The 26,818-nt window shown below is 62.7% G+C and carries 26 protein-coding genes and 1 tRNA gene; 15 read left to right on the forward strand and 12 right to left on the reverse strand.

What is annotated here, in order from left to right; translation table 11 throughout:
* Positions 1-277 precede the first annotated feature (277 nt).
* Complete coding sequence (locus tag WCE05_RS11105) at positions 278-1,606, forward strand: MFS transporter (RefSeq protein WP_225790663.1); 1,329 nt, start codon at positions 278-280, stop codon at positions 1,604-1,606.
* Between the two features lie 146 nt (positions 1,607-1,752).
* Here the strand turns inward: WCE05_RS11105 and WCE05_RS11110 are convergent, their stop codons facing one another.
* Together WCE05_RS11110 and WCE05_RS11115 are read right to left on the reverse strand one after the other, a co-directional pair.
* A complete protein-coding gene (locus WCE05_RS11110) occupies positions 1,753-1,920 on the reverse strand; it encodes a hypothetical protein (protein ID WP_225790664.1) in 168 nt (55 codons plus the stop codon).
* A gap of 3 nt (positions 1,921-1,923) precedes the next feature.
* A complete protein-coding gene (locus WCE05_RS11115) occupies positions 1,924-2,169 on the reverse strand; it encodes an FCD domain-containing protein (protein WP_225790665.1) in 246 nt (81 codons plus the stop codon).
* Between the two features lie 53 nt (positions 2,170-2,222).
* On the opposite strand from WCE05_RS11115, the gene WCE05_RS11120 reads away from it, so the two are divergent.
* Entirely contained in the window at positions 2,223-2,807 is a 585-nt protein-coding gene (locus WCE05_RS11120; RefSeq protein ID WP_368815915.1) for a fumarylacetoacetate hydrolase family protein, read from the forward strand.
* Between the two features lie 135 nt (positions 2,808-2,942).
* Positions 2,943-3,019: transfer RNA gene (locus WCE05_RS11125), tRNA-Val, on the forward strand.
* A 246-nt stretch (positions 3,020-3,265) separates the two neighbouring features.
* Here WCE05_RS11125 and WCE05_RS11130 read toward each other — a convergent pair.
* Positions 3,266-4,246: an MBL fold metallo-hydrolase gene (locus tag WCE05_RS11130; protein ID WP_368815916.1), complete on the reverse strand. Its 981-nt coding sequence runs from the start codon at positions 4,244-4,246 to the stop codon at positions 3,266-3,268.
* Positions 4,247-4,339: 93 nt separating this feature from the next.
* Positions 4,340-5,548: an OprD family porin gene (locus WCE05_RS11135; protein WP_225790668.1), complete on the reverse strand. Its 1,209-nt coding sequence runs from the start codon at positions 5,546-5,548 to the stop codon at positions 4,340-4,342.
* Between the two features lie 297 nt (positions 5,549-5,845).
* Between WCE05_RS11135 and hpaR the strand changes: the two genes are divergently transcribed.
* From hpaR to WCE05_RS11180, 9 genes are all read left to right on the forward strand, one after another.
* Positions 5,846-6,268 (forward strand): homoprotocatechuate degradation operon regulator HpaR, encoded by a 423-nt coding sequence (gene hpaR, locus WCE05_RS11140; protein WP_225790669.1) that lies wholly within the window; start codon positions 5,846-5,848, stop codon positions 6,266-6,268.
* A gap of 235 nt (positions 6,269-6,503) precedes the next feature.
* Complete coding sequence (locus WCE05_RS11145; protein WP_368815917.1) at positions 6,504-7,433, forward strand: LysR family transcriptional regulator; 930 nt, start codon at positions 6,504-6,506, stop codon at positions 7,431-7,433.
* 160 nt (positions 7,434-7,593) lie between these two features.
* On the forward strand, positions 7,594-8,088 hold the full coding sequence (locus tag WCE05_RS11150) for a hydroxyquinol 1,2-dioxygenase (protein WP_368815918.1): 495 nt from the start codon (positions 7,594-7,596) through the stop codon (positions 8,086-8,088).
* Positions 8,089-8,123: 35 nt separating this feature from the next.
* Positions 8,124-9,140 carry a hydroxyquinol 1,2-dioxygenase gene (locus WCE05_RS11155; RefSeq protein WP_368815919.1) on the forward strand — a complete coding sequence of 339 codons (1,017 nt, stop codon included), beginning with the start codon at positions 8,124-8,126 and terminating at the stop codon, positions 9,138-9,140.
* Positions 9,141-9,209: 69 nt separating this feature from the next.
* A complete protein-coding gene (locus tag WCE05_RS11160; protein WP_368815920.1) occupies positions 9,210-10,673 on the forward strand; it encodes an aldehyde dehydrogenase family protein in 1,464 nt (487 codons plus the stop codon).
* Between the two features lie 12 nt (positions 10,674-10,685).
* Complete coding sequence (locus WCE05_RS11165) at positions 10,686-11,753, forward strand: maleylacetate reductase (protein ID WP_368815921.1); 1,068 nt, start codon at positions 10,686-10,688, stop codon at positions 11,751-11,753.
* Between the two features lie 68 nt (positions 11,754-11,821).
* Positions 11,822-12,697, forward strand: coding sequence for an intradiol ring-cleavage dioxygenase (locus WCE05_RS11170; RefSeq protein WP_368815922.1), 876 nt, complete (start codon positions 11,822-11,824; stop codon positions 12,695-12,697).
* A complete protein-coding gene (locus WCE05_RS11175) occupies positions 12,694-12,999 on the forward strand; it encodes a YciI family protein (protein ID WP_368815923.1) in 306 nt (101 codons plus the stop codon). Before WCE05_RS11170 ends, WCE05_RS11175 begins: the two co-directional genes overlap by 4 nt.
* A gap of 17 nt (positions 13,000-13,016) precedes the next feature.
* Positions 13,017-13,355: a Rieske (2Fe-2S) protein gene (locus WCE05_RS11180; protein ID WP_368815924.1), complete on the forward strand. Its 339-nt coding sequence runs from the start codon at positions 13,017-13,019 to the stop codon at positions 13,353-13,355.
* Between the two features lie 75 nt (positions 13,356-13,430).
* Here the strand turns inward: WCE05_RS11180 and WCE05_RS11185 are convergent, their stop codons facing one another.
* The 3 genes from WCE05_RS11185 to WCE05_RS11195 all read right to left on the reverse strand — a co-directional run bounded on the left by WCE05_RS11185 (position 13,431) and on the right by WCE05_RS11195 (position 17,732).
* Entirely contained in the window at positions 13,431-14,726 is a 1,296-nt protein-coding gene (locus tag WCE05_RS11185) for an alginate export family protein (protein ID WP_368815925.1), read from the reverse strand.
* 209 nt (positions 14,727-14,935) lie between these two features.
* Positions 14,936-15,907 carry an MBL fold metallo-hydrolase gene (locus tag WCE05_RS11190; RefSeq protein ID WP_368815926.1) on the reverse strand — a complete coding sequence of 324 codons (972 nt, stop codon included), beginning with the start codon at positions 15,905-15,907 and terminating at the stop codon, positions 14,936-14,938.
* A 133-nt stretch (positions 15,908-16,040) separates the two neighbouring features.
* Positions 16,041-17,732: an arylsulfatase gene (locus tag WCE05_RS11195; protein ID WP_368815927.1), complete on the reverse strand. Its 1,692-nt coding sequence runs from the start codon at positions 17,730-17,732 to the stop codon at positions 16,041-16,043.
* Positions 17,733-18,006: 274 nt separating this feature from the next.
* Between WCE05_RS11195 and WCE05_RS11200 the strand changes: the two genes are divergently transcribed.
* The 3 genes from WCE05_RS11200 (at position 18,007) to WCE05_RS11210 (ending at position 22,194) form a co-directional block, all read left to right on the forward strand.
* On the forward strand, positions 18,007-20,277 hold the full coding sequence (locus WCE05_RS11200; protein ID WP_368815928.1) for a tetratricopeptide repeat protein: 2,271 nt from the start codon (positions 18,007-18,009) through the stop codon (positions 20,275-20,277).
* A 455-nt stretch (positions 20,278-20,732) separates the two neighbouring features.
* Positions 20,733-21,959 carry an NADH:flavin oxidoreductase/NADH oxidase family protein gene (locus WCE05_RS11205; RefSeq protein WP_225790670.1) on the forward strand — a complete coding sequence of 409 codons (1,227 nt, stop codon included), beginning with the start codon at positions 20,733-20,735 and terminating at the stop codon, positions 21,957-21,959.
* Positions 21,960-22,050: 91 nt separating this feature from the next.
* Positions 22,051-22,194: a hypothetical protein gene (locus WCE05_RS11210; protein ID WP_225790671.1), complete on the forward strand. Its 144-nt coding sequence runs from the start codon at positions 22,051-22,053 to the stop codon at positions 22,192-22,194.
* On the opposite strand, the gene WCE05_RS11215 is transcribed toward WCE05_RS11210, so the two are convergent.
* The 5 genes from WCE05_RS11215 to WCE05_RS11235 form a co-directional block, all read right to left on the reverse strand.
* Positions 22,148-22,777 (reverse strand): TetR/AcrR family transcriptional regulator, encoded by a 630-nt coding sequence (locus WCE05_RS11215; protein ID WP_225790672.1) that lies wholly within the window; start codon positions 22,775-22,777, stop codon positions 22,148-22,150. The two genes, WCE05_RS11210 and WCE05_RS11215, sit on opposite strands and share 47 nt — an antisense overlap.
* Before the next feature lie 74 nt (positions 22,778-22,851).
* Positions 22,852-24,258, reverse strand: coding sequence for a cytosine permease (locus tag WCE05_RS11220; protein ID WP_225790673.1), 1,407 nt, complete (start codon positions 24,256-24,258; stop codon positions 22,852-22,854).
* Positions 24,259-24,361: 103 nt separating this feature from the next.
* Positions 24,362-25,507 (reverse strand): acyl-CoA dehydrogenase family protein, encoded by a 1,146-nt coding sequence (locus WCE05_RS11225; RefSeq protein ID WP_225790674.1) that lies wholly within the window; start codon positions 25,505-25,507, stop codon positions 24,362-24,364.
* Between the two features lie 2 nt (positions 25,508-25,509).
* Positions 25,510-26,667 carry a CaiB/BaiF CoA-transferase family protein gene (locus WCE05_RS11230; RefSeq protein ID WP_225790675.1) on the reverse strand — a complete coding sequence of 386 codons (1,158 nt, stop codon included), beginning with the start codon at positions 26,665-26,667 and terminating at the stop codon, positions 25,510-25,512.
* An 11-nt stretch (positions 26,668-26,678) separates the two neighbouring features.
* The coding region (locus WCE05_RS11235) for a hypothetical protein (RefSeq protein ID WP_368815930.1) at positions 26,679-26,818 on the reverse strand (140 nt) is incomplete at its 5' end.

Genomic DNA, 26,818 nt, shown 5'->3' on the forward strand with positions numbered 1-26,818 from the left:
AAGCTGTCATGTGGCGAAGTGCCCGGTGAACTTCAAGTCAACGGGTACACATGATTGAACGTTGTGGTGAAAGGAATAATCAAGGCACTTCCAGATTGTTTGGCTGGCGGCCAGGGAGTGCCTGGCTTCGGCCGGGTAATTAGTTTGAGGCCCTCACGAAGGTGAGCGGCACGATACGGCAGTCTCTAACAATAACAACATTATTCACTAGCGTACGACGCCATGTGTCATGCGTGAAGTGTAGTTCAGCAGCGAGAAGAAACCGAGGCAGCAAGACATGACCAATAATCATAAGATTTCATTAGAAGATGCCCCCCTTAACAGTTTCCACAAGAAACTGGCCGTTTATTCCTCAGGTGCTCCGTTCCTGGACGGTTATATCCTCAGCATCATTGGCGTAGTACTTGTCCAGCTCAGCCAATCGCTGCAGCTCACCGTCTTCGAAGAAGGCATGGTCGCGGCGGCATCGCTCATCGGCATGTTCTTCGGCGGCTTCGTCGGCGGCCTGTTCACCGACAAACTCGGCAGGAAAACGCTTTACGTACTCGTGTTGGTCGCGCTTGCGGTGTTCTCACTCGGGCAGTTCTGGGTCACCTCCGCGGCCGCACTGATCACGCTGCGCCTGTTGCTGGGTATCGCGATTGGCGCCGACCATCCCCTGGCCACCTCGCTGCTGGCTGAGTTCCTGCCCAGGAAACAGCGCGGCTCCATCCTCGCCAGCCTGGTGATGATGTGGTTCGTCGGGGCGGCGGTCGCCTATGTGGCTGGCGAGCTCATCTTGCGCAGCATGGGCCCTGAAGCCTGGCGCTGGGCATTGGCCAGCGCGGTGGTGCCGGCGGTGCTGTTCCTGATCATGCGTGCCGGCACGCCGGAGTCCGCCCGTTGGCTGCTGAGCAAAGGCCGTACTGCCGAAGCGGATCAGGTGATCAAGAAAGTCTATGGCGACGCCTTCTCGATCGCCGACCTGCCCGAGCCTGTGGCCGAGCGCCGGGTATCGGTCTGGTCGCTGTTCCATTCCCACTATGGCAAGCGCATCTTCTTCGTCAGCATCTTCTGGACCTGCTCGATCATTCCGCAGTTCGCCATTTATGCCTTTGCACCGAAGATCCTCTCGGCCATGGGGCTGACCGGTGATTTGGCAGCCTGGGGGGCTGTCGCCATCACCATCATCTTCGTCCTTGGCTGCCTGCTCGGTGTGAAGCTGATCAACCCATTGGGCCGGCGCAACATGCTCATCCACAGTTTCCTGTGGTCCGGCCTGGCGCTGCTGTTGCTTGGCCTGTATCCAGACGCCGCCGGCCTGTTGACCCTCGCACTGTTTGGCAGCTACGCGCTGTTCATCGGTGGTGCGCAGGTACTCCAGTACGTTTATCCAAACGAGCTTTTCCCTACTGAAGTACGGGGTTCGGCCGTCGGCCTCGCGACCTCCCTGTCGCGTATCGGTGCGGCGATTGGTACCTACCTGGTACCGATGTCCCTGTCTTCGATCGGTATCGCCAATACCATGATCGTGGCCTTCGGCATCTCCATGGTGGGCCTGTTCTTTACCTGGAAGATGGCCCCGGAAACGCGTTCGCTTGACCTGGCAACGGCGAGCGCCGCCTGAGGCGACAGGTTACGAGTGAGCCTATTGATTTAGCTGGAGCCTGCTTCCCCACAGGTCCCAGCTAAATCAACGCGTTACGATTCTTTTGTGGGTCGGCTTGCCGGCGACGAGGCGCGAAGCGGCCCCAGGCTCGACTACGGCGGGGTTCAGCGCTTGAGCGCCTCATGGGCGAGCACGCAGGCCTTGTTGGCATCTCGCGCCAGCGCAGCTTCGAGGATGGCCCAGTGCTCGCCGGGCACATCGCGCATGGCGCCGTCGGTGTAGTGCAGCGAGAGCAGCCGGTCGCGTGCGGTCTGGTCGCGCAGCAGGCGCAACAGTCAGGGGGAGCGGCAATTGGCGATCAGCGCCTGGTGGAAGACTTCGTGGGCGTTTTCCCATTCCGGCTTCATGAGCCGCTCCGAGCCTTCGACGATGGGCAGGCGATCGAGCCGGTGATGGGCGGCGATCAGCTGGCTTTCCCATTCCAGATCGCCATTGCGGATCGATTCGGCCAAGGCCTGGCATTCGATGAGCAGGCGGGTGCGGGTGATGTCGCGGATTTCCTCCGCAGGGTTACGAACCACAACAAGAGGTCTTCCCATGCGCTACGTTCGCTTCACTCTCCAAGGCACGCCCCGTGCTGGGCGTTCGCACCACCGAGGGTGTCAAGGTTCTTGGGGAACAGACGCTGGAGTCGCTGCTCGAGCGCGGCGTCGACCTGGCGACCTACGGTGCCCAGGCCCAGGGGCCGCTGGTCGAGCTCGGCGAGCAGGACTATCTGCCGCTGATGAGCAAGCCGGGCAAGATCATCTGCGTCGGTCTGAACTACGCCGACCACACCAAGGAATCGCCCTACGCCCAGCCGGACTACCCGACCCTGTTCCCGCGCTTCAACAGCAGCCTGACGGTGCACAACAAGCCGCTGATCCGCCCACGTATCTCCGACACCCTGGACTACGAAGGCGAGATGGCCGTGGTACTCAAGAGCGGCGGCCGCCACATCGCCAAGGACAAGGCCCTGGAGCACATGGCCGGCTACGCGCTGTTCAACGAAGGCTCGGTGCGCGAGTACCAGTTCAAGTCGCCGCAGTGGACGGTGGACAAGAACTTCGACGAGTCATGTCGGCCATTGGCCTGGGCAGTTGCCCGGGCGGTCGGACCGGGTAGGGCGCCTGCAGGTCGAGGATGCTGCCTGAAGCAGCATCTACAGGGATGGCGCTGAACTTCAGGGGTGCACCAACCTGTGGGAGCCGGCTTGCCGGCGATGGGCTGCAAGGACCTGCGCAAAGTTTTTGATTTTTTTGAAAAAAACGCTTTACAGCCTTTTGAATCCCCCTTAATATGCGCGCCACACGACAGGCACATAGCTCAGTTGGTTAGAGCACCACCTTGACATGGTGGGGGTCGTTGGTTCGAGTCCAATTGTGCCTACCAAACAAAAGTCCCGGTTTCCGGGCACGAGAAGGGCGATCCGAGAGGGTCGCCCTTTTTGCTGTGCAAAACTTTTGCCCCCACCTAGAGATGGTCCGGTCGTACCGAGGCCATCCAGCAAATGCTGCAATTCAACCTGGCGCAGGCATGTAAGCAAGCCCTTGACCCTGCACGCTCGGCCAGCTTCAGCCGCTACCCCGGCAACAAGAAAGCACCCGGCACGCCGTTGCGGCGGCCGGGGCTTGGCGGTCAGTCGCTCAACGGGATTTCCATGCCGTCATGGCCGACGATGATCGGTCCCTTGAAGGTCGTGCCCACGGCGGCGCGCCAGTCGGCATCGGTGATGCTCGGGTCGTCAGCCGGCACGAAGTGGCTCAGGACCAGGGTTTTCACCTTGGCTGCGGCGGCGACGCGACCAACGTCCTCGGCGGTGACGTGGTGGCTGATGATCGCCTTGGCCAAGGTCTTGCCATTGCCGATGCGCGCAGCCAGGCGATCGACCGCCTGGACATGCACCACTTCATTGATCAGCACATCGGCATTGCGTGAGAAATCGGCCAGGGGCGGGAAGTAGTTCAAGTCACCCGACAGCACGATGGTCTTGCCGCCCACCTCGAACTTGTAGGCGAAGGCCTCGCCATCGGCGAACGGTGGGTGCGGCACGCGCAAGGCGCTGACTTTCAGGCGGTCGTCCTGGAAGACCACGCCCTGGTCGATGTCGTGGGCGGTGACCAGTGGGCGTGGGTCGGGCTTGCCCTCGTCCTTGATGCGCAGGCCGATGTCGATGGCGAAGGTCTCCCACACATGGCGGGTCATCTCGGTGGTGCCCGGCGGCCCATAGACAGCGACCGGGGTTTTCAGGCCGCTGGCCCAGCTGTTCATCAACACCGCCGGGTAGTCGACGATGTGGTCGCTGTGCAGGTGGGTGATGAACACGCCCTTGAGCTTGGCCAGTGGAAGCTTGGCCTGGACCAGCCGCAGACTGGCGCCGTAACCGGCATCGAGCAGGTAGACATCGTCATCCACGACCAGCGCGGTGGATTGCGGCAGCTTCTCGGTGGCGAGCATCGACGGCCCGCCCTTGGTGCCCAGCAGAATCAGGCGCACCTTGGGGGGCTGGGCGTCTGGCTGGGGCGCTGCCAGGGCTGCACCGCTGGCGAACGACAAGGCGGTGGCCAGCGCCACGGCGCGGGGCAGGGTGGACAGGGCGGAGCGTAGGGTGAATGCCATGAGTGGGTTCTCTTATTGTTGGAAACAAGTGGGGTGGGGCGTGCGGCCGAGCCGGTCGCGTTATGGTTAATATATTAACTATCGTCAAGCCATTTACCACAGTGCCAGGCTGTAGCCGATGATCACGCGGCTTTCGTCGAAGTCGTTGGTCAGGCCGCTGCTGGAGCGGAAACTCGAATTGCGCAGCCGCAGGTTGACGTTCTTCAGCGGCCCGCTTTGCACGGTGTAGACCAGGTCGGTGTCGCGCTCCCATTCGCGGCCGTGTTTCACGGTTGCCGTGTTGACGTGGCGGCCATCGACATAACGGGTCATGAACGTAAGGCCGGGGATGCCCATGGCTGCGAAGTTGTAGTCGTAGCGCACCTGCCAGGCGTCGGTTTCGGCCTTGTTGAACACGCTGGCGGTCACCAGGTTGATCGAGTAGGGATCGCGACCGGGAAACGGGAAGTCGCCGTCGCCTGACAGGTTCTGGTAGCCGACGGCGAATTTCTGCGCACCCACGGTCAGGGTCAGCATGCCGTTGAAAAAGCGATTGTCGATCTTGCCGCCGTCCACGCGGGTGGGCGCGCGCAGGGCCTTGTCGCCTTGCTCTTGGGTGTCGAAGTAACGCAGGTCGCTGCGCAAGTTCATGCCTTCGCCCAGCGGCAGGTCATGCACCAGGCCAACGAAGTGCTGGCGGTAGATGTCCGCCATCTGCGCGACGTAATAGGTGGCGGCCAACTGTGGGCTGACCGCATAGGTGCCACCGGCAAGATCCAGGTGGTCGCTCTCGACGCCGGCATAGCCGATAGGGTCGTTGCTGGAGGCGTCGCGCAGGTTCTCTTCTTTCAACCGGCCTGCGTTCAGGATAAGGCCTTCGATGTCGTGCGAGGTGAGCAGGGCGCCGGAATAGGTCGAAGGCAGCAGGCGGCCATCGTTGTAGCTGACCACGGGCAGCAGGGGTTGCAAGGTGCCGACCTTCAGCACGGTCCTGGACACGCGCAGTTTTGCGGTCAGCCCCAGGTTGCTGTAGTCATCCACCGGCTCCTGGCTGGTGCCATAGGGCAGCAGGCCAGTACCCCGCCGATCGCGGCTGGCGTCGAGCTTGACGCCGAGTTTGCCCAAGGCGTCGACCCCCACGCCAATCAGCCCCTCGGTGTAGCCAGACGCCATACGCAGGACAAAACCCTGGGCCCATTCCTCGGACAGGTTTTGTGGGGCATTGGCCTGGTGGTAGTCGCGATTGATGTAGACGTTGCGCAGCTCCAGGCTGGCTTTGCTGTCGCGGACGAAATCGGCATGGGCGCTCAACGGGGCAAGCATGATGCACAAGCCGTTCGTTGCTGCTGCGCGCAGGCAGTAGGGGGGCATGAGTGATTCCTTTTTTGTTCTTGTAGGTGTCGATGAGGTTCGCCTCGTTGTTAAATTGTTAACATATTATCTTAATTTTTGTGAAGATTTTTTTGTGAATTCCCAATGAAAGAGCCGCTCGTGCGCGAAGCCCTCAGTGCGATTTCGTTTTTTTATTAATAAATTAATGGTGTGTTCGGCCCGTTGGATACTTGCGTACCCCTGCCGACGACTCTAATCTGCGGGCTTTCCCTTTTACGTGTGAAGTCAATGGCCGACCCCAGACCGTCCCTGACCCTGACCCTGTTGCAAGCCCGCGAGGCGGCGATGGCGTTCTTTCGCCCCTTGCTCAACGAGCACGACCTGACCGAACAGCAATGGCGGGTGATTCGCATCCTGCGGTTGCAGGGCGAACTGGAAAGTCATCAACTGGCGCACCAGGCGTGCATCCTCAAACCGAGCATGACGGGTGTGCTGGCCAGGCTGGAGCGCGAAGGCCTCGTGCGGCGTTGGAAGTCATCGCAGGACCAGCGCCGGCTGCTGGTGACCCTGACGGAGAAAGGGCAGCAGTGTTTCGTATCCATGAGCGAAGGCATGGAACGCAACTATCAGCGCATCCAGGAGCAGTTCGGAGAGGAAAAAATGCAACAGTTGCTGGGTTTGCTGGAGGAGTTGAAGCGCATCAAGCCTTGAGGGCCTGGTTGCGAAGGGGCCTGTTCAAGTCTTGATGTACTATTTTTTGGCTAGGGCACTTTGGGCCGCTCTCTTCAGTTAGCCCTCAGCTAGGAAAACGCCAATCAAGTCCGCCCAACTCGCCTAGCCTGTGCTGAACAGCCCTCGGTACAGCCTATACGCGCCTGGCCTCGGGAACATGCTCCACGTTCTGTCGGGGCGGTGTTATCAATAACTACAAGAATAGGGAGCCGCTATGGATCGCCTGTTAAGCATCGAGGCGTTCGTCCGGGTCGCCGAAACCGGGAACTTCGCTCGCGCCGCACAGCAGCTCGGTGTTACTCGATCCGTGGTCACCCACCGTATCCAGCAACTGGAAGCGTTCATCAATACGCCGCTGTTTCATCGCAGTACCCGGCACGTCAGATTGTCGGAGGTTGGCGCCTCGTTCTATCGAGAGTGCGCTGACATGGTGGCGGGGTTCAATACCCTGACCGAACAGATGCGCGATCAACGGGCCAAGCCGGTCGGCAAGCTCAGGGTGCAAATGTTGCCCGGTTTTGCCATCAATCGCTTTGGCACCTTGCTGGCCGAGTTCACCGAGCGCTATCCAGACATCGAAGTCGATGTCATCGTCAACGACCGCGTCGTCGACCCGATCGAAGAGGGCTTCGACATCGCTTTCCAGATGTTCCCCGCCCAGGCCGAGACCCTGATCGAACGCAAGCTCTTCAGCGTGCGTCGCCTGTTCATGGCGACCCCTGAGTACCTTCAGGCCCACGGTATCCCTGAGCGGCCGCAAGACCTGCTCGAGCATCGGATCGCCTTGTACGAGGGGTACCCCACCCGCAACCGCTGGCAGTTTCACCATGCCGGGGGGCTCATCGAGCTGAGCATGCAGGGCCAGGTCCGTTCGAACTCGGTGCACTTGCTCCGCGACTATGCGCTGACCGGTAAGGGCCTGGTCTGCCTGCCGACGTTGATCGTCAGTGACGATCTACTCAGTGGGCGCATGGTGCCGCTGCTCACCGACTACTCGCTGGCATCGTTCAACTTTTCCGCCGTATTCCCGGCCACCCAGCGCAATGCCTTGAAGGTCCGCAGCCTGATCGACTTCCTCTTCGAGCGCATTGGCGACGAACCCGCCTGGGACAAGCCTTTGCTGGAGAGAGGCTGGATACGCTGACGGCGGGTTCGCACGTGGGATGACGGGGCGGGCAAGCCTGTTACGGGCACCGGGATTGTTCGATTTTCGCAAACACTGAGGTCGGTGGATGTGGGATTGTTGAACATCCCCTCGGGATTTACCTTGGACTCAACGATTACAACAACAAAGGTAAACCGGCATGAGTGCTACCTACCAAACTGTCTTCGGGTCCCTGGCGAATTACCGCAAGGGCTCCATCGAGCTGGTCAAGGGCGATGCTCGCCATTACGCATTCTCCAACGTGTTCGAAGTCGCTGAAAAATCCCAGCCCTATGAAAAGGTCATCGTCGGCCTGAACCTTGGCTATGTCATCGAGGTGCTGCGCGCCGAAGGTCGTTCGCCCTGGTTCACCTGTGCCCATGACGAATTCGCCATTTGCATGGACGGGGAGGTGCGCATCGACTTTCTCAAGCTCGACCAGCCATTGAGCGAAGGCGAGGAAGGTACCCGGCTTGCAGGCGACTTGCCGAAGGGCCGCCCCATGGGCTACGTCCTCCTACGTCGCGGCCATCAGGCCCTGTTGCCGGCCGGTTGTGCCTACCGCTTCGAAAGCTCGCGTCCTGGCGTGTTGATTCAGCAGACCATCCAGGGCCCTCTCTCGGTAGAGAAATGGGCCGAGATCTGCCTGAAGTAACCCATCCGGACTGACAAGAACAAGGAGACCCGAACATGGCTATGCTTGAGACCCTCGAACCGAACCTGGCTCCGATCGATGAGGTGGACGCCAGCGCTCCCGATAACGTGACTGGCTACCGTACTTTCCGACTGGGAGCGTTCACGCTCTCGCGCGATGAATACTTCGCTCGCATCGAGTGGCCGGCCAAAGGGCAGACCCGATCGCACCTCATCCCGGCGGACGCCTTCCTGCGCGCGATGATGCGCGATGTCGCCTGGGGATTCTTCTACGGCTGGGTGAACTTCGACTCGGTCATCGGTACCCAGAACCATTACGGCAAAGTCGATATGTATGCCGGTACCTTCAATGGCGTCCTGCGCGATGCAGGTGTCGACTACGTCGAGCAGTTCGAGACGCCGAAGATCATGGCGACCTTCAAGGCGATTCTGCACGACTGGACGAACGAGAACTTCGATCCGTTCGCCGCGCCAGACGAGACCGGGACTGCCTTTGGCCGCAAACACGGTCACAACCCTGAAGCCATCGAGCGCTTTCGCATCGCGACCAAGCGCATGCCGGGCCTGCCTGGCGATTCACCGCTGCGCAACGACCTGCCGGTCAACCGTCATTTCCAGGATGTTGCCCAGGACGAGCCAGAGGTGCATGTCGCCGAGGGTTTCGAAGGCGAACTGCACGCGATCAACCTGTTCAAGTACCTGTCGCGTTCTGACGTGACCTGGAACCCTTCGGTCAGCTCTGTCTGCAAGGCCAGCCTGTTCTGCCCGACCACCGAGGAGTTCATCCTCCCGGTTTTCCATGGTAACGACCGTGTCGAATGGTTCATGCAATTGTCCGACGAGATCATCTGGGATGTGGGCGATAAAGACGATGGTACTCCACGCGCTCGTCTGACCATGCGTGCCGGTGATATCGCGGCGATGCCCGCCGATATCCGCCACCAGGGCTACTCGACCAAGCGCTCGATGCTCCTGGTCTGGGAGAACGCTACCCCGAACCTGCCACAGCGCTACGCGAGCGGTGAGCTCAAGCCGTACCCCGTGGATTTCTGAGCCCTTCGAGCTGACCTGTTCTACAAGCCACGCCGTCTCCTATGAGGCGGTGTAGGGAGAGTGTTGATCATGCAAAACCTACTGTTCATCGATGGTCGCTTCGTTCCTGCGGTCAACGGTGCCGAGATCGATGTGCTGTGCCCGGCCGATGGCACGCTGATTACCCGCATCGCGGCGGCCGAGGCCGAGGATGTCGACCTGGCGGTCGCCGCCGCGCAACGTGCGTTCCCAGCCTGGGCGGCATTGTCCGCCGCTGAGCGTGGCCGTCTGTTGCTCAAGCTGGCCGACGCTATCGAAGCCAATGCCGAGGAGCTGGCGCAACTGGAGTCCCGCGACACAGGCCATCCCATTCGTGACACGCGCAACCTGGATGTCCCACGCACGGCGGCCTGCTTCCGGTACTTCGGCGGCATCGCCGACAAGATCGAGGGTTCGGTCATTCCGGTGGAAGCGGGCTTTCTCAACTATGTGCAACGCAAGCCGATCGGCGTGGTCGGGCAGATCGTCCCGTGGAACTTCCCGCTGATGTTCACCAGCTGGAAAATGGGGCCTGCGCTGGCTGCCGGCAACACCGTGGTGATCAAGCCGTCCGAGATCACCCCGTTGTCGACGTTGCGGATTGCCGAGCTCATGAAGGAGGTCGGCTTCCCGGATGGTGTGGTCAACGTGGTGCCGGGGTACGGCCACACTGCGGGCCAGCGTCTGGCCGATCACCCGGATGTGGGCAAGATCGCCTTCACCGGTTCGACCGCTACCGGCAAGCGGATCGTCGAGGCATCCCAGGGCAATCTGAAGCGCGTGCAACTGGAACTGGGCGGGAAGGGTGCCAATATCGTCTTCGACGATGCCAATCTCGACGCCGCGGTCAACGGCGCGGCCTGGGCGATCTTCCACAACCAGGGCCAGGCCTGCATCGCCGGCTCGCGGTTGATTCTGCACGAACGCATCGCGGACGCCTTCCTGGAGAAGTTCATTGCCCTGGCCAAGTCGATTCGCCTGGGCGATCCGCTCGATGCCAATACCGAGATGGGGCCACTGACCTCGGCACTGCACCGCGACCGGGTGCTGTCCTACGTCGCCGTGGCCGAAGAAGAAGGTGGCAAGATTCTCACCGGCGGGCGTGCGCCAACGGCCCCGGCGTTGCAGGACGGCTACTATGTCGAGCCGACGGTGGTCGAGGCGCAGCCGCATCATCGTGTCGCCCAGGAAGAGGTGTTCGGGCCGTTCGTGACCGTGCTGCGTTTTTCCACCGACGAGCAAGCCCTGGCCATCGCCAATGGCACGCCTTATGGGCTGGGTAGCGGTTTGTGGACGCAGAACCTGCAGCGTGCCCATCGGATGGCGGCGCGGATCCACGCAGGCATGTGCTGGATCAACTGCTACAAGCGGGTGAGCCCAGGCAGCCCATTTGGCGGTCTGGGTCAGTCCGGCTACGGCCGTGAAATGGGCTTCGAGGCGATCCATGACTACACCGAGGCGCACTCGGTCTGGGTCAACGTCGATGCCACCATCCCCCCACACTTCAAGCGTTGAGGGGTATTGCACATGAACGCTTTTATCTACCAGGGCAACCCCAGCCGCGTCGTATTCGGTAGTGGCGCACTGGAGCGGCTCGCAGAGGAAATCCAGCACCTGGGCGCGAAGCGGGCGCTGATTCTCACCACGCCGGAGCAGCAGGCCATGGGCGATGAGGTCGCCAGGTTGCTGGGCGATCGCTGCGCAGGGGTCTATCCCAAGGCCGTGATGCACGTGCCCCTGGAGGTCGCGCAGGCCGCCCGGGAGCAAGCCCAGCGCTTGGGGGCCGATTGCTGTGTCGCGGTTGGCGGTGGTTCGACCATTGGTTTGGGCAAGGCGATTGCCCTGACCTCTGGCTTGCCTATCGTGGCCGTCCCGACCACCTATGCGGGGTCGGAAATGACGCCGATCTGGGGGGTGACCGAGAACCGCCTGAAGAAGACCGGCCGAGACAGCCGGGTCCTGCCCAGGACGGTCATTTATGACCCCCGTCTGACCCATACGCTGCCGGTCGACATTTCCGCCTGTTCGGGCATGAACGCGATGGCCCATGCGGTCGAAGCGTTGTATGCCCAGGACGCCAACCCGGTGATCAGCTTGATGGCTGAGGAGTCGATTCGCGCGCTGGCCGAGTCGCTGCCGGCGGTGGTCGCCAACCCGCAGGACGAATCCGCGCGCGAAGCGGCGCTGTATGGTGCCTGGCTAGCCGGGATCTGCCTGGGGTCGGTTGGCATGGCCATCCACCACAAGCTTTGCCATACCCTGGGCGGCACCTTCAACCTGCCGCATGCCCAGGCTCACGCGATCATGCTGCCGCATTCGGCCCACTACAACCGCGAGGCCGCCGAAGCGCCGCTCAAGCGTGCGGCCCGGGCGCTCGGCGGCACAGAGGCCGCCGAAGTCGGCCCGCTGTTGTATGCGCTCAATCGCAAGCTGGGCATACCCCTTGACCTGGCTTCCATCGGGTTCCCGCCTGAGGGGCCTGCCGAAACCGCTCGCATCGCCTGCGACAGCCCCTACTACAACCCGCGTCCGTTCGAGCGCGGCCCCATCCAGGCGCTACTCGAACGCGCCAGGGCAGGGCTGGCGCCAGCCTGACGCAAATCCTGCCAACCGGGCGCTCATTCGAGCGCTCGTTTTCGTTTTCAACCAGGGATTCAATAACAATGATCCAGACCCCTGAGGAAGCCGCCATCACCGAGCGGGCAGTCGCCAGTTTCGCTGCGACAGCAGACCCTCGCCTACGTGAAATCGTGCAAGGCCTTGTTCGTCACGCACATGCTTTTGCCCAGGAAGTCGAGCTCACCGAACGGGAGCTGCTCGCGGGCCTTCAGTTTCTGACGGCGACCGGCCAGATGTGTGACGGCCTGGTGCGTCAGGAATACATTCTTTTGTCCGATGTCATCGGTTTGTCCATGCTGGTCGATGCGATCAATCACCGCAGCGACAGCCAGGTCACCGAAAGCACGGTGTTCGGCCCGTTCTACATCGAGGGCATGCCCGAGCGGGCCTATGGCGAAAACATGGCTTTCACGCCGGGTGAGCCTGCGTTGTTGACGGGCCGTGTGACCGACGCCAATGGGCAGCCCCTGCCCGATGCCGTCCTGGATATCTGGCAGACGGCCGCGAACGGCATGTATTCCGGCCAGGACACTCAGCAGCCTGCCACGAACCTGCGGGGCCGCTACCGAACCGATGCACAGGGCCGCTATGCCATCAGAACCATCCTGCCCGTGAGCTATCCGATCCCTACGGATGGCCCGGTCGGCCGACTGCTCGCCGCGACCGGCCGTCATCCCTGGCGGCCGGCACATCTGCACTTCATGGTCGAGGCCCCCGGGCATCGAACCCTGGTGACGCACTTGTTCAACCATGACGATCCCTACCTCGACTCCGATGCGGTATTCGGGGTGAAGGAATCGCTGCGTATCGCTTATACCCCTTTGCCTGCCAATGATCCGATTGCACGCCCCTTCGGTATCGAGGGGGCGGTGTTCCACGCACACTACGATTTCGTCCTGCCGCCGGTGACTCCAGCATGAACCAGTACTTTACCGTCTACGCCACGGATAAACCCGGGCAGCAGGATGTGCGCGAGCGTGTTCGTCCTGCACACCGTCTCTATCTGCGTCGCCCTGGGGAGCATCGCGTCGTGGTGCGAATCGGGGGGCCGACGTGGGACAGGGGCGGCGCACGCATGAATGGCACGCTGTTGGTCGTCGAGGCGGCCTCGATCGAGGAAGTGCAAGCGTTCGTGGCAGACGACCCCTATGTCCAGGCCGGCTTGTTCGAGTGCCTGGAAGTGCGGCCCTGGAGTTGGGGCTTGGGTAATCCGGAGTTATGAGCATGGTGTGTGAAGCCGTGACCCTTTGCAGCGTCGAAGACATCCCCGACGGTGGCGCCAAGGGGCTGAGCGTCGAATGGGCGGGGCGACCGCAGGCCTTGGTGGCCGTGCGACAGGGCCCCAAGGTGTGGCTTTACCGCAACTGCTGCCCGCACTTTTCCGTCCCGTTGGATTATCACCCTGGCGAGTTCTGCACCTACAAGCAGCAGTTGATCATGTGCGCCCATCACTCGGCGATGTTTCGCTTCGAGGATGGGGTCTGTGTGGATGGGCCCTGCGCGGGGGCCAAGCTGGAGCCTGTCGCTTGCCATGTGCAGGAAGGGCAGGTGGTGCTTGTCCCTGCGCCGAGTGACTGACGTCTGCCAGCCACCTGCTCCGGTCCAACGGGATTGAAAGGCCAGCCACGTCCAACGTGCGCTGGCCTTCTTCGCTTAAAAGCGGAACGTGCTGCGCAAGGAAATGAACTGGCTGTCCTTCCCGTCGACACTGCGTATGGCTTTGCCTACGTCGTAGTACTTGTAGTCGACATCGATGGTCAGGTTGCTCGATGCCAGCCAGCGCACGTTGGCCCGGAAGATGGTGCCGATGTCCCGGCCCGAGCTTTGCGCAGGGTCGGCGGCGACCACCATGTTGGGCAGGTACACGGCGTCGTCCGGGCTTTGTTTCCACACCTTGAACACGCCAGGTTCGATACGCACATCCTGCCAGGGGGAAAACGCCAGGACCGGTCCCACGATGATGACGTTGGACAGGGTGGTCAGTACCGCCTCGCCGTAGACGCCATTGCGCGGAAACAACGGGTCGAAGGTTTCGACGCGATTGTCGTCGGCGTTTCGATCGCCGCTGGCCATGTCGACCCTGACGCCCAGACGCGGACGCCAGGAGCCTTCGAGACTGTAGCCGGTATCGGTGGACAAGCCCCAGGCACGGATACTGGCCCCGGCCATGTCACCGAACTGCCCGGCCAGGTCCCAGCTCCAGTCGTAAGGGCCTTGCTTGCCGAAGATCCTCGTGCCCAGCGTGTAGCGATCCTCGGCGCCGCTCAAACCTGCCAGGCGGCGTGTCTGGGTCTCCAGGCCGAAGGCGTAGAGGTCGATGTTCCAGACCTTGTCGAGCGGCAGCGTTGCGTAGAGCCCGTAGAATTTCACATTGTTGTTCGAGCCATCATCGAAGTCGTCGCCGTCGGCCCGTACCGGGCGCACGGCAAAGGCATCCAGCTTGGCGCCTTGCTGCCCGCTCAGGCTCAGCCGCAGGCCATCGAAGGCCAAGCGTATGTTGGGCACATCGCGATAGGTCACCCAGGCTTGCGCACCGTAGGCCATTTCCTGGCGCCCGACCCGGGCGGTCAAGCTGGCGGGGGAGAAATCGAAGCGCGCGTCGATGAACGCCTGGTGCACATCGTTGCGGCTTTCGTCGGTAGGCGAAAGCAGGTCCTTGCCCCAGGTGCGGGTGTTCTCCAGTTGTACGAAGGTGCGCAACCGTCCGTCCAGCAGATGAAGGTCGGCATGGGCTTGCAGGCGCTGCATGAGGAAGGAGTCGTCCTGGATACCGCGAAGTCCGAACACCGGTTCGTCGACCGCGTCGGCGCGGTACCGCACCTCGCCACCGAGCTGCAGCCAGGCCGAGTCGGACAGCCGATGGTAGCGCAGCGAGTCGAAGGGTGCTGGTTCATGGGCCGCGTCGAGGACGCGATAGTCTTCCAGCCAACGTGGTAACCCAGGGCGCAAGGGGAGCTGCAGTTCAGAGGGTTTGGCATGAGCCAGACCAACAGAGAAGATGAGGGGGGCGAAGAAACAACTGGTCGCAGCAAATAAGGGACCTTTGTATACGATTGGCTGGGGCATAGTAAGGTTCTTATGATTATTGGCTTTTAGAGCAGGAGGCTCGCCGCTCCCGCATGGCGTCATAAGGAGCAAGCGAGCCTTTTATGGTTCGCTCAATCGGTGAATGGAATTTCCATTCCGTCGTGACCTACCACGATCTCACCATCAAAAGTCTTCGCGACCGCTGCCCGCCAATCTTCGTCCCCCAGGAGCGGATCGTCTGCCGGGACGAAATGACTGAGCACCAGTTTTTTAACACCTGCGCTGCTGGCCATACGCCCTACATCTTCAGCCGTCACGTGATGGGAAATCACGGCATCGACGAACTTTTGACCGTACCCGACACGTTTTGCCAACCGCTCCACCGCTTCGACGTGGACGACCTCGTTGATCAATAAGTCGGCGCCCTTGGCGAACTCTGCGAGCGGTGGGTAATAGTTAGTGTCTCCGGAAAGCACGATGGTTTTCCCTCCGACTTCAAACTTGAAGGCGTAGGCCTGCCCTTTGTCGAAAGGCGGATGCGGCACAGCAAGTGCTGTGACCTGCAAATGGTCATCCTTATAGACCAGACCCTCTTCAAACTGCTCTACCGTGACAAGCTTGCGGGGATCGGGTTTGCCTTCGTCAGCAATGCGCAAGTCGATGTCGGTGGCGAACGCCTTCCAGATATGCTGGGTCATGGCTTGGGTTCCTTGCGGACCGAACACCTTAATTGGAGTCTTCAGACCGGTGGCCCAGCTGTTCATCAGCACGGAGGGATAATCGAGCACATGATCGCTATGCAGGTGGGTAATGAAGATGCCCCGAATGTTGCGCAATGGAATTCCGGCCTCGACCAAACGCAGGCTGGCCCCATAGCCTGCGTCCAATAAGTAGGCATCATCGCCGACCATCAGCACGGTCGATTGCGGCAGGCTTTTGGGTGTAAGTAGCGAAGGGCCGCCCTTGGTACCCAGTAACAGCACCCGGATTTTGGCATCGGGGGGCGTTGAAGCTGCCCAGGCCGCAGGGCCACTCAGCGCGAGACTGACCGCGGTGGCCAGCAGGTACTTGGTCGTTGCGTGCAGTATTCTCATGATTTTCATCTCTTATTCTTCTGGAATCAGTTTTGGCGGGCGCAAGCGGCCGTTGCTTCGTATAACAGGCGTTGCAAAGGAGTAGAGCCGTCCGCATGGCATAGGCCATGCGGGCGTTCTTGCCATTGGTTAAGCCGAAGGGTTATTGAATGCAGGTAGTGAACAGGCAGGTCATCTGCCCGTACTTGTAGCGGATCGGTGCCGGTACCACGCCTTTGTCCCGGGCGTAGGCTTCCCAGTCGGCCGACAATTCGGCGACCTTGTCAGGGTGCTGGCTGGACAGGTCATGCGTGAAGGCCGGGTCCTTGTTCAGGTCGTACAGTTCCCATTTGCCCGTCCCGTAGGGGGGCTTCTGCATCTGCGCGGCCCATTGCCCCTTGTACAGTGCGCGGCGTCCGTTGAACTCCCAGCCCAGGGCCCGCTCGGCCACCGGCTTGCCTTGCAGGGCCGGCAGCATGGAGACGCCCTGCAAGGGCAGCAGTGGGTTGCCCTGGTACTGGGCGGGGTACTTCACGCCTGCCAGCTCCAGGATCGTGGGCACGAAGTCGGTGGCGTGCAGGGTCTGGCGGTTGATTTCCCCAGGCTTGATCGCCTGCGGGTAACGAATGATCGCTGGAACCTGAATGCCGCCTTTGGCCGTGAAGCTCTTGAAGTAGGGGAAGGGGGTCGCGCCCACTTGCGCCCAACGTGGCCCAAGGGTGACGTAGGAGCCCTTGCGGCCCATGTTCGCCGGGCTGTTGTCGAATGTCTGGTCGACCCAGTCCTTGATCCCGTTATGGTCTTCCGTCGTGCCTAGCGATTCGGCCGTCGAGGATTCCGGCCCGTTGTCCGACATGAAGAGGATGAAGGTGTTGTCCAGCTCGCCCGTCTTGCGCAAGTGCTCGATGACACGACCGATGTTGTGGTCCATGTTGTCGACCATGGCGGCATAGATCTGCATGGCCTTGGTCTGCTCCTGGCGTTGCTGCTGCGTCAGGTCTTCCCAGGCGGGCAAGACATCCTTCAGTGGATCGTTGGCCGTCGTGCCAGGCGGCAGGATACCCAGCTTGATCATGCGCGCCAGGCGTTGCTGACGCAGGGCCTCATAACCCTTGGCATAGTCGCCTTGGTACTTGGCCAGGTACTCGTCCGGCGCCTGCAATGGCCAGTGGGGCGCGGTGAAGGCCAGGTAGGCGAAGAAGGGTTTGCCGGACTGGCGATTCCCGTTCAAGTAGCCGAGCAGGCGATCGGTGTAGAAATCGCTGGAGTAGAAGTCGTCCGGGATCGTGACGTCCTTGCCATCTTCCAAGTAGCGCGCCTTGTAGTTGCCCGGGAACATCTGCATCTGGTCCATGTGGCTCGCACCACCCGGCATCAAGGTGTAGGAGCGCTCGAAACCGCGAGCCGCGGCATTGCTTTGCGCAGTGGCGCCCAAATGCCATTTGCCGGTCATGAAGGTGTTGTAGCCCGCAGTGCCCAGCAGCTCGGCCAAGGTAGCGACGCGCTTGTTCAAGTGGCCTTCGTAGCCTGGCTTGCCTTGTTGTTCGGGTTGCAGGTACTCGGCCATGGTGCCCAGGCCAGCCTGGTGGTTGTCCACCCCGGTCAGCAGCATCGAGCGGCTCACCGAACAGGTCGGTCCGGCATAGAAGTTGGTCAGGCGTACGCCTTCATCGGCCAGGCCTTGCAGCGTGGGCGTGGAAATTTCGCCACCGAAGGGTTGGGTATCGGAAAATCCGAGGTCGTCGGCGACGATCAACAGCACGTTCGGACGTTCCGGCGTGGCCGCCTGGACCTGCCATGCCGAGCAGAGCAAGGGGAAGAGAAGCGCAAGGGCTTTTCGAGACGTTCTTATCATGGGCTACCTTTTTCTTGGTCTTATCCAGGTGCGTCGTGCCAACGGGTTAGAGTCGCAGACCCTTGCACGTTAATCGGTGGGTATAGGGGCAACAAGCGGGGACGGGGCAAACTGAGAATTCGCAGAACGCGAACAGTCCCTGCCAGCCCATGCCGTGCAAGGCTTGCTTGGCCAAGGCAGGTTCATACCCCGCGCATGCCCTCATGGACGCCTGTCGAGAATCTGTTAGTTTCGACGCCCTGACACTCCCCCTGGATCGACAAGGTTCGCCTGGATGCCGCGCAAGCCCCCTAGCTACGTCACTTCACCCCATGTCCTCGAGGCTCGCACAGCTGGCCTCCTGGGGAGGGGCCTGGGCAGCGTGTTGTGGGTACTGGTGTGTGCAGGGCACGCCTGGGCGGACTCCGATGAGTGGGTCGACGAAGCCCGCTGCCAAGGTTGTCATGTCGAACAAAGCGAACAATGGCGAGGCTCGCACCATCAACGGGCCATGCAGGCCGCGATACCCTCAAACGTGCTGGGTGATTTCAATGACGTTCGCTATCGCTACGGCGAGGAAACCACGCGCTTTTTCCGCAAAGGCGACGAGTACTGGGTCAATACGCCGGATGCCCATGGCAAGCCGGCCGATTTCAAGGTGGCCTACACCTTTGGCGTCGAGCCCCTGCAGCAGTACCTGCTGCAGACCGACAAGGGGCACCTGCAAGCGCTAGGCGTTGCCTGGGATACGCAGAAGAAGGCCTGGTTTCACCTCTACCCGGACGACAAGGTGGATTTTCGCAGCCCTCTGCATTGGACCAAGCCCCAGCAGAACGCCAATTTCATGTGCATTGAATGCCACACGACCGGCTTCAAGCGTCATTTCGATTCATCGACCGACGGCTTTGCCAGCCATTGGCAGGCGCTTGGCGTCGGCTGCCAGAGCTGCCATGGCCCGGCCTCGAAGCACCTACTCTGGGCCCAACAGCCCGACGACCAACCTCACGCAGGTTTCACCAAGAGCCTGCGTGCCACGGACAATCGCACCCAGGTGGAAACCTGCGCGCGCTGTCATTCCCGCCGCTCACCGTTGGGCGATGGGTTTCGCGCTCACTTGCAACTGATGGACGACTACCTGCCGAATCGGCTGACGCCCATCCTGTACGAGCTCGACGGCCAGATCAAAGACGAAGTGTTCGAATACGGCTCCTTCACCCAGAGCCGGATGTTCGCTGCAGGGGTAGCCTGTAGCGACTGCCACAACCCTCATTCCGGCACGTTGAAGTTCGACGGCGATCTCACCTGCCTGCAATGCCACAACCCTGCCGGGCAGCCGGCTCGACCTGAGATAGCGGGCAAGGAACTCCTGGCCAAGGACTACCAGTCGCCGACACACCATCACCATGCGGCGGGCAGCACGGCGGCACGTTGTACCTCCTGTCACATGCCCGGCAAGCTCTACATGGTCAATGACCTGCGCCATGATCACAGCTTCAGCGTGCCCAACCCTGCGCAGGCGCTGCGGTTGGGAACGCAGGATGCCTGCCTTGGCTGCCATGCGAAAATGGATAGCCAGCAGCTTGTCCAGCAGTTTCAGGCCTGGTATCCCACGGCAAAGCCGCGCGATGGTGGTTACAGCGAGGCCTTGGCGCTCGTTCGGGGTGGGCAGGCTGGCGCCATGCAGGCCTTGCGCACGCAGCTTGCCCGCGACGATCTGCCTGCCATTCGGCGCGCTACGTTACTGGACGAACTGCCACGCTACCCTGCCTGGAGCCTCTTGCAGCAGGCGCAGCGCAGCCTGGGTGACCGCGAGCCCCAGGTTCGCGTGGCGGCCATCGAGGCGATGGCCGCGTTGTTGCCGGCAACGCAGCGGGTGACGGCGCTGGGGCCCTTGCTGACGGACCCGGTGCAAGCGGTGCGCCTGAGCGCGGCCTATGCCTTGGGCGATGCGCAGGCTCAACTAGGCCCCTATGCCGAGCCCTGGAAGCAGGCCATCGGTGAGTACGAACAGGCCCAATTGGCCCAGGTCGATCGAGCGGAGGCCAACGTGAACCTGGCGCAGCTCTACCAGTTGGATGGGCGCCTGGAGCTCGTCGAGCCCAGGCTGCGCACGGCGCTAAGGCGCGATCCAGATTTCCTGCCAGCCCGGGTGGCCTTGGTGCAGTGGCTGGCGAACAATGCGCGTGGCGAGGAAGGGCGTGAGCTCTTGCGCAAAGGGATCGAACAGCATCCGCAGGCGGCCCTGCTGCACCATACGCTCGGTCTTCTTCTGGTTCGCGAAGGACAGCGCGAGGAGGGCTTGAGCGCTTTCAACGAGGCGGTTCGGCTCGAGCCGGACAACACACGCTATCGCTATGTCCTGGCCATTGCCCTGGCAGAGGCGGGGCAACGACCCCAGGCCATCGACATGTTGGAGCAGCTGTTGCGCCAGGCCCCGGCTGATCGTGAAGCGTTGCTGGCGCTGGTGGGGTACCTGCGCCAGGCGGGTGAAATGCAGCGGGTCAGTGAGCTGATGGCCAGCTTTTGGCAGATAAACCCGGAGGATCCATTGTTCAGGATGAACTGAAGTGGCTGGAGATGGCCCATCCTGGGCAAGGAGCCGAGGTGCTCTAACGTGTCCAGGGCGAGTGAGCTTGTCGAGTGCGCAATCGCTGCGTTCAGGTATATCGCAAGGGCTACCTACGCCCCTTGGGGCTGCAAGGCAACCCCAAAATGATGACTGACTGGCATGGGTCCACGGCGTGCCTACCGGGCCTGGAAGACCTGAAGGCACGCCCACCTTGAAGCCGGCGTCGTAGCTCTCGAGCCGCATGGCTTGCAGGCGTAAATCATGGTTGGCGTATTCGTACTGGATGAACGCCGTAGTCTTGGCCGGCGAAACACGCGTGGCCGGAAGGTCCCGCCATTCGCCGTCCTGGCCAAGTCGTTTGCGAGTCGACCGACTGCCCTGCAGTCAAGGCATTGACATTAAAGTTAACTTTAAGGCTACTGTCCGAACACGATCACCTTGAGGTACTCCCGATGAACGTGTTCAGCCCCCTGACCCTCCCCAATGGTTCGACCCTTGCGAACCGCATTGCCAAGGCCGCCATGGAAGAAAACATGGCCGATGCCGACCACGCGCCCTCGGCCCGGCTGATGCGTCTCTACCAGGCCTGGGCGGACGGTGGAGCCGGGCTCATCATCACTGGCAATGTCATGGTCGATAACCGTGCAATGACCGGCCCTGGGGGCGTGGTGCTGGAGGATGAGCGGCACCTCGACACGTTCCGCCAATGGGCGAGGATCGGGCGCTCGCAGGGCGCGCAGTTCTGGTTGCAGATCAATCATCCCGGTCGGCAGATGCAGGCCAACCTGGGGCAGAAGACCTGGGCGCCCTCCGCGGTACCTTTGGCGCTGGGCAGCATGTCCAGGCATTTCGCCACGGCGCAGGCCATGACGCCGGAGCTCATCGACGAGGTCATCCGCCGTTTCGCCAATACGGCGCGGCTGGGCGAGCAGGCCGGTTTTACCGGTGTGCAGATCCATGCCGCGCATGGGTATCTGCTCAGCCAGTTTCTCTCGCCACTGAGCAACCGGCGGACGGACCAGTGGGGCGGTTCCCTGGAAAACCGCGCGCGCCTGTTGCTGGACATCGTCAAGGCGGTGCGGGCGGTCGTCTCGCCTGGGTTCGCCGTGGCCGTCAAGCTCAACTCAGCTGACTTCCAGCGTGGTGGCTTCAGTGCCGACGAGGCCAAGCAGGTGGTGCGCCTGCTCAATGCGCTCGAGGTCGACCTGGTGGAGATTTCCGGCGGCAGCTACGAGGCACCGGCGATGCAGGGCGAAGCCCGGGATGGCCGGACATTGGCGCGGGAGGCTTATTTCCTGGAGTTCGCCCGCGACATTCGAGCGGTGGCGAAGATGCCGGTGATGGTGACCGGCGGTATTCGTCGACGCTCGATAGCCGAGCAAGTGATCGAGAGTGGGGTGCAGATGGTCGGGATCGGTACGGCCCTGGCGATCGATCCCGCCTTGCCTCGGCGCTGGCAGGAGGGCAAGGACACCGTGCCCCAGCTCCCGCCGATCCGATGGAAGAACAAAGCCCTCGCCTCGCTGGGCAACATGGCGGTGGTGAAGTTCCAGCTGCGCAGGCTGAGCGAGAACAAGGCACCCAATCCACAGGTGGCACCTTGGTGGGCCCTGGTGGTGCAGCAGTTGGCCAACGCCTTGCGTACCCGGCAGTACCGTCGGCGCATGGCTGGTCGATAGCCGGCTTGATCCCCAGGGAGGGGTACTCACGAGTCTCGGCTGCACACCCTACGCCTCGCTCTGCCGGACCGCGAATGCACTCGGGCATGGCATGCCAGAACCCGCGACCAGCACCGGTGCCAGCGTGGCCGAGACCGGCTTGGCGGTCTACCCGAGTACCCGGCGTGCGACGAACAAGATCAATGCGTTCATCGAGCACCTGCGCGAGTACTGGCATCGCCACCCATTGAGCTGATGCTCGCGGCGGCGCCGAGGATCATCGCGGTGAGTTGTTCGGTGACCTGCTGGGGCGGTTCGATGTCCTCGACGTCGGGAAGGCTTTCCAGCATGCCGATGACCCCGCGGGTGAAGCACTTCATCCGTGGGCCTTCAAGGCTCCCGTGGATCGTGACAGGGCCGATGATGGCGGCCAGGCACTGCGTGTATTCATGATGCAGAGCGCCGAGCAGGCGACGCTGCTCGGCCGTCAGGTTGCGCCGCTCCCGCAGCATGAGCTGCAACCGTTTGCGCTCGCCGAGCTGGAACTCGACGAAGGCGCCGACGAAGGCACGCAGGCGGGGGCGCATGCCCTGGACGTTCTTCAACCTTGCCCGGGTAAGGCCGAGCAGGTCGCTCATGCACTCCTCGATCAGGTCGAAGAGCAGGGCCTGCTTGCTTTCGATGTGGTAGTACAGTGATCCCGCGCCGATGCCCAGGTGGGCGGCCAGGTCGCGCAGGCTGGTGTTCTGGTAACCCTGTTCGGTGAACAGGTCCACGGCCGCCAGGTGCAGGCGTTCCTGCGTGCCGGTCGGCTGGGCGAATCTTGAGCGGCTGTTCATGGGGGCTTGGAGTGTGTCGTCGAAAGGGGCAGGGATCGGGCTTGCCGCCCCGGCGGGGCGACAAGCCGTGTTCGCTAGCAGCGTTGCTGGCCCAGGTCCTGGCCATGCGAATGCGGCCGGCGCCGGGCCCATTGCCGGGCGAGCGGATAATAGACCAGCGCCGGCAGGATCAGGCCCACCAGCCAGGAGATATCGGTATCACCCAGGTGCTGCACCAGTGGGCCGGTGTAGAAGCCAGTGGCGATGAAAGGCATCTGCACCGCCACGCCGAATGCATAGGTACCGATACCCACCCAGTTCCAGCGTCCGTAGCGGCCATCCGGGTCGCCCAGGGCGGGGATGTCGTAGCGCTCCTTGGTGATGAAGTAGTAGTCCACCAGGTTGATGGCGCTCCAGGGGGTGAAGAACGCCAGCAGGAACAGCAGGAACGACTTGAACGCGCTGAGGAAGGCGTGCTGGCCGACCAGCGCCAGGCTGGTGGAGACACCGACGATGCACAGGACGAACAGCAGGCGCTGGCCGTGGGAGACGGTAAAGCGGCTGCGGAACGCGCTGACGATGGTGGCGATGCACATGAAGCTGCCGTAGGCGTTCAAGGTGGCGATGGTCACCTTGCCGAAGGCCACGCTGAAGAACAGCAGGCTCGCCATCACGCCACTGGCGCCCAGGCCAACGATGTAGCTCACCTCATGACCGGAGAAGGCATCGCCCGCCAGCGCGGCTGCGAATACACCGAGCATCATGGAGGTTTGCGAGCCCAGCACCGAACCCAGGCCGACGGCCAGGAAGGTACGCAATGGGGAGGTCGCGCTCGGCAGGTAGCGCGAGTAGTCGGCGACGTAGGGGCCGAAGGCGATCTGCCAGGAGGCCGACAGCGAAATGGCCAAGAGGAAGGTACTCCAGCTGAAGTGGCGGTTGTCGAGCAAGGTGACGATGTCACTCACCGACAGCAGGCGCACGAACAGGTAGGCGAAGGCCACCAGGCCGAGCACGCTGGCGACCCGTCCCAACAGGTGGATCACCCGGTAGCCGCAGACCGTCAGCACCACGATCACGGCGGCGAAGACGAGGATGCCCGCCGTGTCGCTGACGTTGGCCATGCGACCGATGGCCTGGCCGGCCAGTACCGTGCCGGTGGCGTTGAAACCGATGTACATGATGCAGACCAGTACCAGGGGGATCACGGCCCCGAACACGCCGAACTGCACCCGGCTGGAAATCATCTGCGGCAGCCCCAGGCGCGGCCCCTGGGCGCCGTGCAGGGCCATGACGATGCCGCCGAACACCTGACCGATCAAAAGGCCGATCAATGACCAGAACACATCGCCGCCCAGCACCACCGCCAGGGCGCCGGTGACGATGGCGGTGATCTGCAGGTTGGCGCCGAACCACAGGGTGAACTGGCTGAAGAGGCGGCCGTGCCGTTCGCTCTCGGGGATGTAGTCGATAGAGCGCGTTTCAATGAGGGACTTGCCAGACATGAGGGTTTTCTCCTGCGGCGCCATTGGCCATGGCGCCTCTATTGTTGTTATGCAACGGATGCCCTGCAGGCCCGGGCGGCCACTACCGCCCAGGCCGGTCGCCTCAACTGCGGGCAGCGTCCAGTACGGCGCGGGAGATGATGATCTTCTGTACCTCGGAGGTGCCTTCGAAAATGCGCAGGATGCGCGCATCGCGCACGAAGCGCTCCAGAGGCAGGTCGCGGATGTAGCCATAGCCGCCATGCAGTTGCAGGGCGGCATCGGTGATGAAGCCGGCGGCCTCGGCGGCGAACAGCTTGGCGGTGGCCGACTCCAGGCTGAAACGCTCGCCCGAGTCGCGCCGAGCCGCGGCCTGCATGGTCAGCAGGCGCGCCGCTTGCAGTTGCGTGTGCATGTCCGCCAGGCGCCACTGGGTGCCCTGGTAGGCGGCCAGGGGCTTGGGGCCGATCTGCCGTTCCCGGGCCCAGCCGAGGCTGTACTCCAGGGCTGCGCGGGCGATGCCCAGGGACATCGCCGCCACTTCCACCCGGCCGCGGTCCAGCACTTCCATCGCGGTCTTGAAGCCCTGGCCCTGCTCGCCCAGCAGGGCCGAGGCGGGCAGCCAGCAATCCAGGGCCAGCTCGTAGATGGTGCTGCCGCGCAGGCCCATGGTCTTCTCCGGGCTGGAGAAGGTGATGCCCTCGGTGCCCTTGGGGATGAGGAAGGCGCTGATGCCGTGGTGGCCTGCGTCGGCGTCGGTCTTGGCGTAGAGCACGATGAAGTCGGCTTCGCGGGCATTGGTGATGTAGTGCTTGCTGCCCCGGATGCGCCAGCCGTCGTTTTCCTGGATAGCGCGGGTGCGCATGTCGGCTGGGTTGGAGCCGGCGGCAGGTTCGGTCAGGCCGAAGGCGCCGAGCAGCTCGCCGGTGGCGGCGCGGGGCAGCCAGGCCTGGCGCTGCGGTTCGCTCCCACCGATGAGGATGGAGTCGGTGGCCAGGAAGTGCGCGGTCAGCGCCGAGGCGGTGGAGGCGCAGGCGGCCGCCACCGCCTCCACCACACGGCTCATCGTCAGGCTGCCGATGCCCAGGCCGCCGTAGGCCTCGGGCAGGTTGATACCCATGAAGCCCAGCTCGCCCAGGGCCTTGAGGCTACCGGCGCAGAAGGCCTCGGCCTCGTCGTAGCCTTGGGCGTTGACCTGCAGCACCTCGCGGGCGACACGCTCGGCAGATTCGATGACCGCGAGCTCCGCGGCGTCCAGTTCGAAGTTCATCTTCATTCTCCAGTGGGGTTCAGGCCGAACAGGGCATTGGCCTCGCCCAGGCGTGGGGCGGGCGAGGTGGCGTGGGGTTTGTTGCCGTTGAAGAAGATCGGCTGCGGGACCAGGGGCGACTGCACGCCAGCCTCCACCAGCAACTGGCGGGTTTCGGCCTGTTCGCTGCCGGTGGCTTGTGCCAGGTTCCAGACCGGGGAGGCGGGTACGCCGGCGTCCAGCAGCAGGTCGCAGATCTGCGCGACACTGCGAGTGCCTGTCCAGGCTTCGATCTGCGCCTTCAGTGCCGCCTCGTTCGCGGTGCGCGAGCCGTCGTCGACGAAGCGTGGGTCATCGGCCAGGGCCTCGTGCGCCATGCAGTGGCACAAGCGGCGGAACAGCTTGTCGCTGGCCACCGCGATCACCACCAGGCCATCGACGGCACGGTAGGTGTCGAAGGGTGTCGAGACCGGATGGCGGTTACCCACCAGGCCCGGTGCACTGCCACGGGCGAAGAGGTTGGACAGGCCGGTCACCTGCAGGCTGACCAGCACGTCGAACATGGCCACGTCGAGGTACTGCGCGCCTGTCCCGTGGAACTCGCGGGCGAACAGCGCCGAACTGATCGCCCAGGCGGCATAGACCCCGGCGCATAGATCGCCCAGGGCTTCGCCGCTGCGAGTCGGGCCGGTCTGCGGGAAACCCGTCACGCTCATCAGACCGGACATGGCTTGGGCAACGATGTCGTAGGCCGGGCGCGCGGACAGCGGCCCGCTCTGGCCGAACCCGGAAATGCTGGCATAGATCAGCCGGGGGTTGAGCGCCTTGAGGCTGTCGAAATCGATGCCCAGCCGCTGCGTCACGCCGGGGCGGAAGTTCTCCACCACGACGTCTGCGTCGGCCACCAGCTCATGGAAGCGGCGCAGGTCGGGCGGCGCCTTGAAGTCGAGTTCGACACTGCGCTTGCCACGGTTGATCAAGCCGAAGTAGATGCTCTGGCCATCTGCGCCGAAAGGGCCCAGGTGGCGGCTGTCGTCGCCATGGCCAGGGACTTCGAACTTGATGACCTCGGCGCCCAGGTCGGCCAACATCGCGGTGCAATGCGGGCCGGCCAGCACGCGGCTGAGGTCGAGCACACGGATGCCCTGCAATGGCCTTGGCGTAGAGTTGTGCTGGTTCATGACAGTGGCCCTCACGGCTTGCCTGTGATCATCGGCAGGTCCAGGCCCTGCTCCTTGGCGCAGTCGATAGCGATCTGATAGCCGGCGTCGGCGTGGCGCATCACGCCGGTGCCCGGGTCGTTGGTCAGCACGCGCGCGATACGCGCCGCCG

The sequence above is a fragment of the Pseudomonas sp. I2 genome (genome assembly GCF_040984075.1).
GTDB lineage: Bacteria > Pseudomonadota > Gammaproteobacteria > Pseudomonadales > Pseudomonadaceae > Aquipseudomonas > Aquipseudomonas guariconensis_B.

Excerpts from the sequence above, each read along its gene's own strand:
- WCE05_RS11195 (WP_368815927.1), bottom strand. The coding sequence starts at position 17,732 with ATGATAAGAACGTCTCGAAAAGCCCTTGCGCTTCTCTTCCCCTTGCTC.
- WCE05_RS11215 (WP_225790672.1), bottom strand. The coding sequence starts at position 22,777 with ATGAACAGCCGCTCAAGATTCGCCCAGCCGACCGGCACGCAGGAACGC.
- WCE05_RS11200 (WP_368815928.1), top strand. The coding sequence starts at position 18,007 with ATGCCGCGCAAGCCCCCTAGCTACGTCACTTCACCCCATGTCCTCGAG.
- WCE05_RS11165 (WP_368815921.1), top strand. The coding sequence starts at position 10,686 with ATGAACGCTTTTATCTACCAGGGCAACCCCAGCCGCGTCGTATTCGGT.
- WCE05_RS11205 (WP_225790670.1), top strand. The coding sequence starts at position 20,733 with ATGAACGTGTTCAGCCCCCTGACCCTCCCCAATGGTTCGACCCTTGCG.
- WCE05_RS11105 (WP_225790663.1), top strand. The coding sequence starts at position 278 with ATGACCAATAATCATAAGATTTCATTAGAAGATGCCCCCCTTAACAGT.
- WCE05_RS11155 (WP_368815919.1), top strand. The coding sequence starts at position 8,124 with ATGGCTATGCTTGAGACCCTCGAACCGAACCTGGCTCCGATCGATGAG.
- WCE05_RS11230 (WP_225790675.1), bottom strand. The coding sequence starts at position 26,667 with ATGAACCAGCACAACTCTACGCCAAGGCCATTGCAGGGCATCCGTGTG.
- WCE05_RS11160 (WP_368815920.1), top strand. The coding sequence starts at position 9,210 with ATGCAAAACCTACTGTTCATCGATGGTCGCTTCGTTCCTGCGGTCAAC.
- WCE05_RS11190 (WP_368815926.1), bottom strand. The coding sequence starts at position 15,907 with ATGAAAATCATGAGAATACTGCACGCAACGACCAAGTACCTGCTGGCC.
- hpaR (WP_225790669.1), top strand. The coding sequence starts at position 5,846 with ATGGCCGACCCCAGACCGTCCCTGACCCTGACCCTGTTGCAAGCCCGC.
- WCE05_RS11145 (WP_368815917.1), top strand. The coding sequence starts at position 6,504 with ATGGATCGCCTGTTAAGCATCGAGGCGTTCGTCCGGGTCGCCGAAACC.
- WCE05_RS11225 (WP_225790674.1), bottom strand. The coding sequence starts at position 25,507 with ATGAACTTCGAACTGGACGCCGCGGAGCTCGCGGTCATCGAATCTGCC.
- WCE05_RS11210 (WP_225790671.1), top strand. The coding sequence starts at position 22,051 with ATGCCAGAACCCGCGACCAGCACCGGTGCCAGCGTGGCCGAGACCGGC.
- WCE05_RS11175 (WP_368815923.1), top strand. The coding sequence starts at position 12,694 with ATGAACCAGTACTTTACCGTCTACGCCACGGATAAACCCGGGCAGCAG.
- WCE05_RS11135 (WP_225790668.1), bottom strand. The coding sequence starts at position 5,548 with ATGCTTGCCCCGTTGAGCGCCCATGCCGATTTCGTCCGCGACAGCAAA.
- WCE05_RS11150 (WP_368815918.1), top strand. The coding sequence starts at position 7,594 with ATGAGTGCTACCTACCAAACTGTCTTCGGGTCCCTGGCGAATTACCGC.
- WCE05_RS11220 (WP_225790673.1), bottom strand. The coding sequence starts at position 24,258 with ATGTCTGGCAAGTCCCTCATTGAAACGCGCTCTATCGACTACATCCCC.
- WCE05_RS11170 (WP_368815922.1), top strand. The coding sequence starts at position 11,822 with ATGATCCAGACCCCTGAGGAAGCCGCCATCACCGAGCGGGCAGTCGCC.
- WCE05_RS11130 (WP_368815916.1), bottom strand. The coding sequence starts at position 4,246 with ATGGCATTCACCCTACGCTCCGCCCTGTCCACCCTGCCCCGCGCCGTG.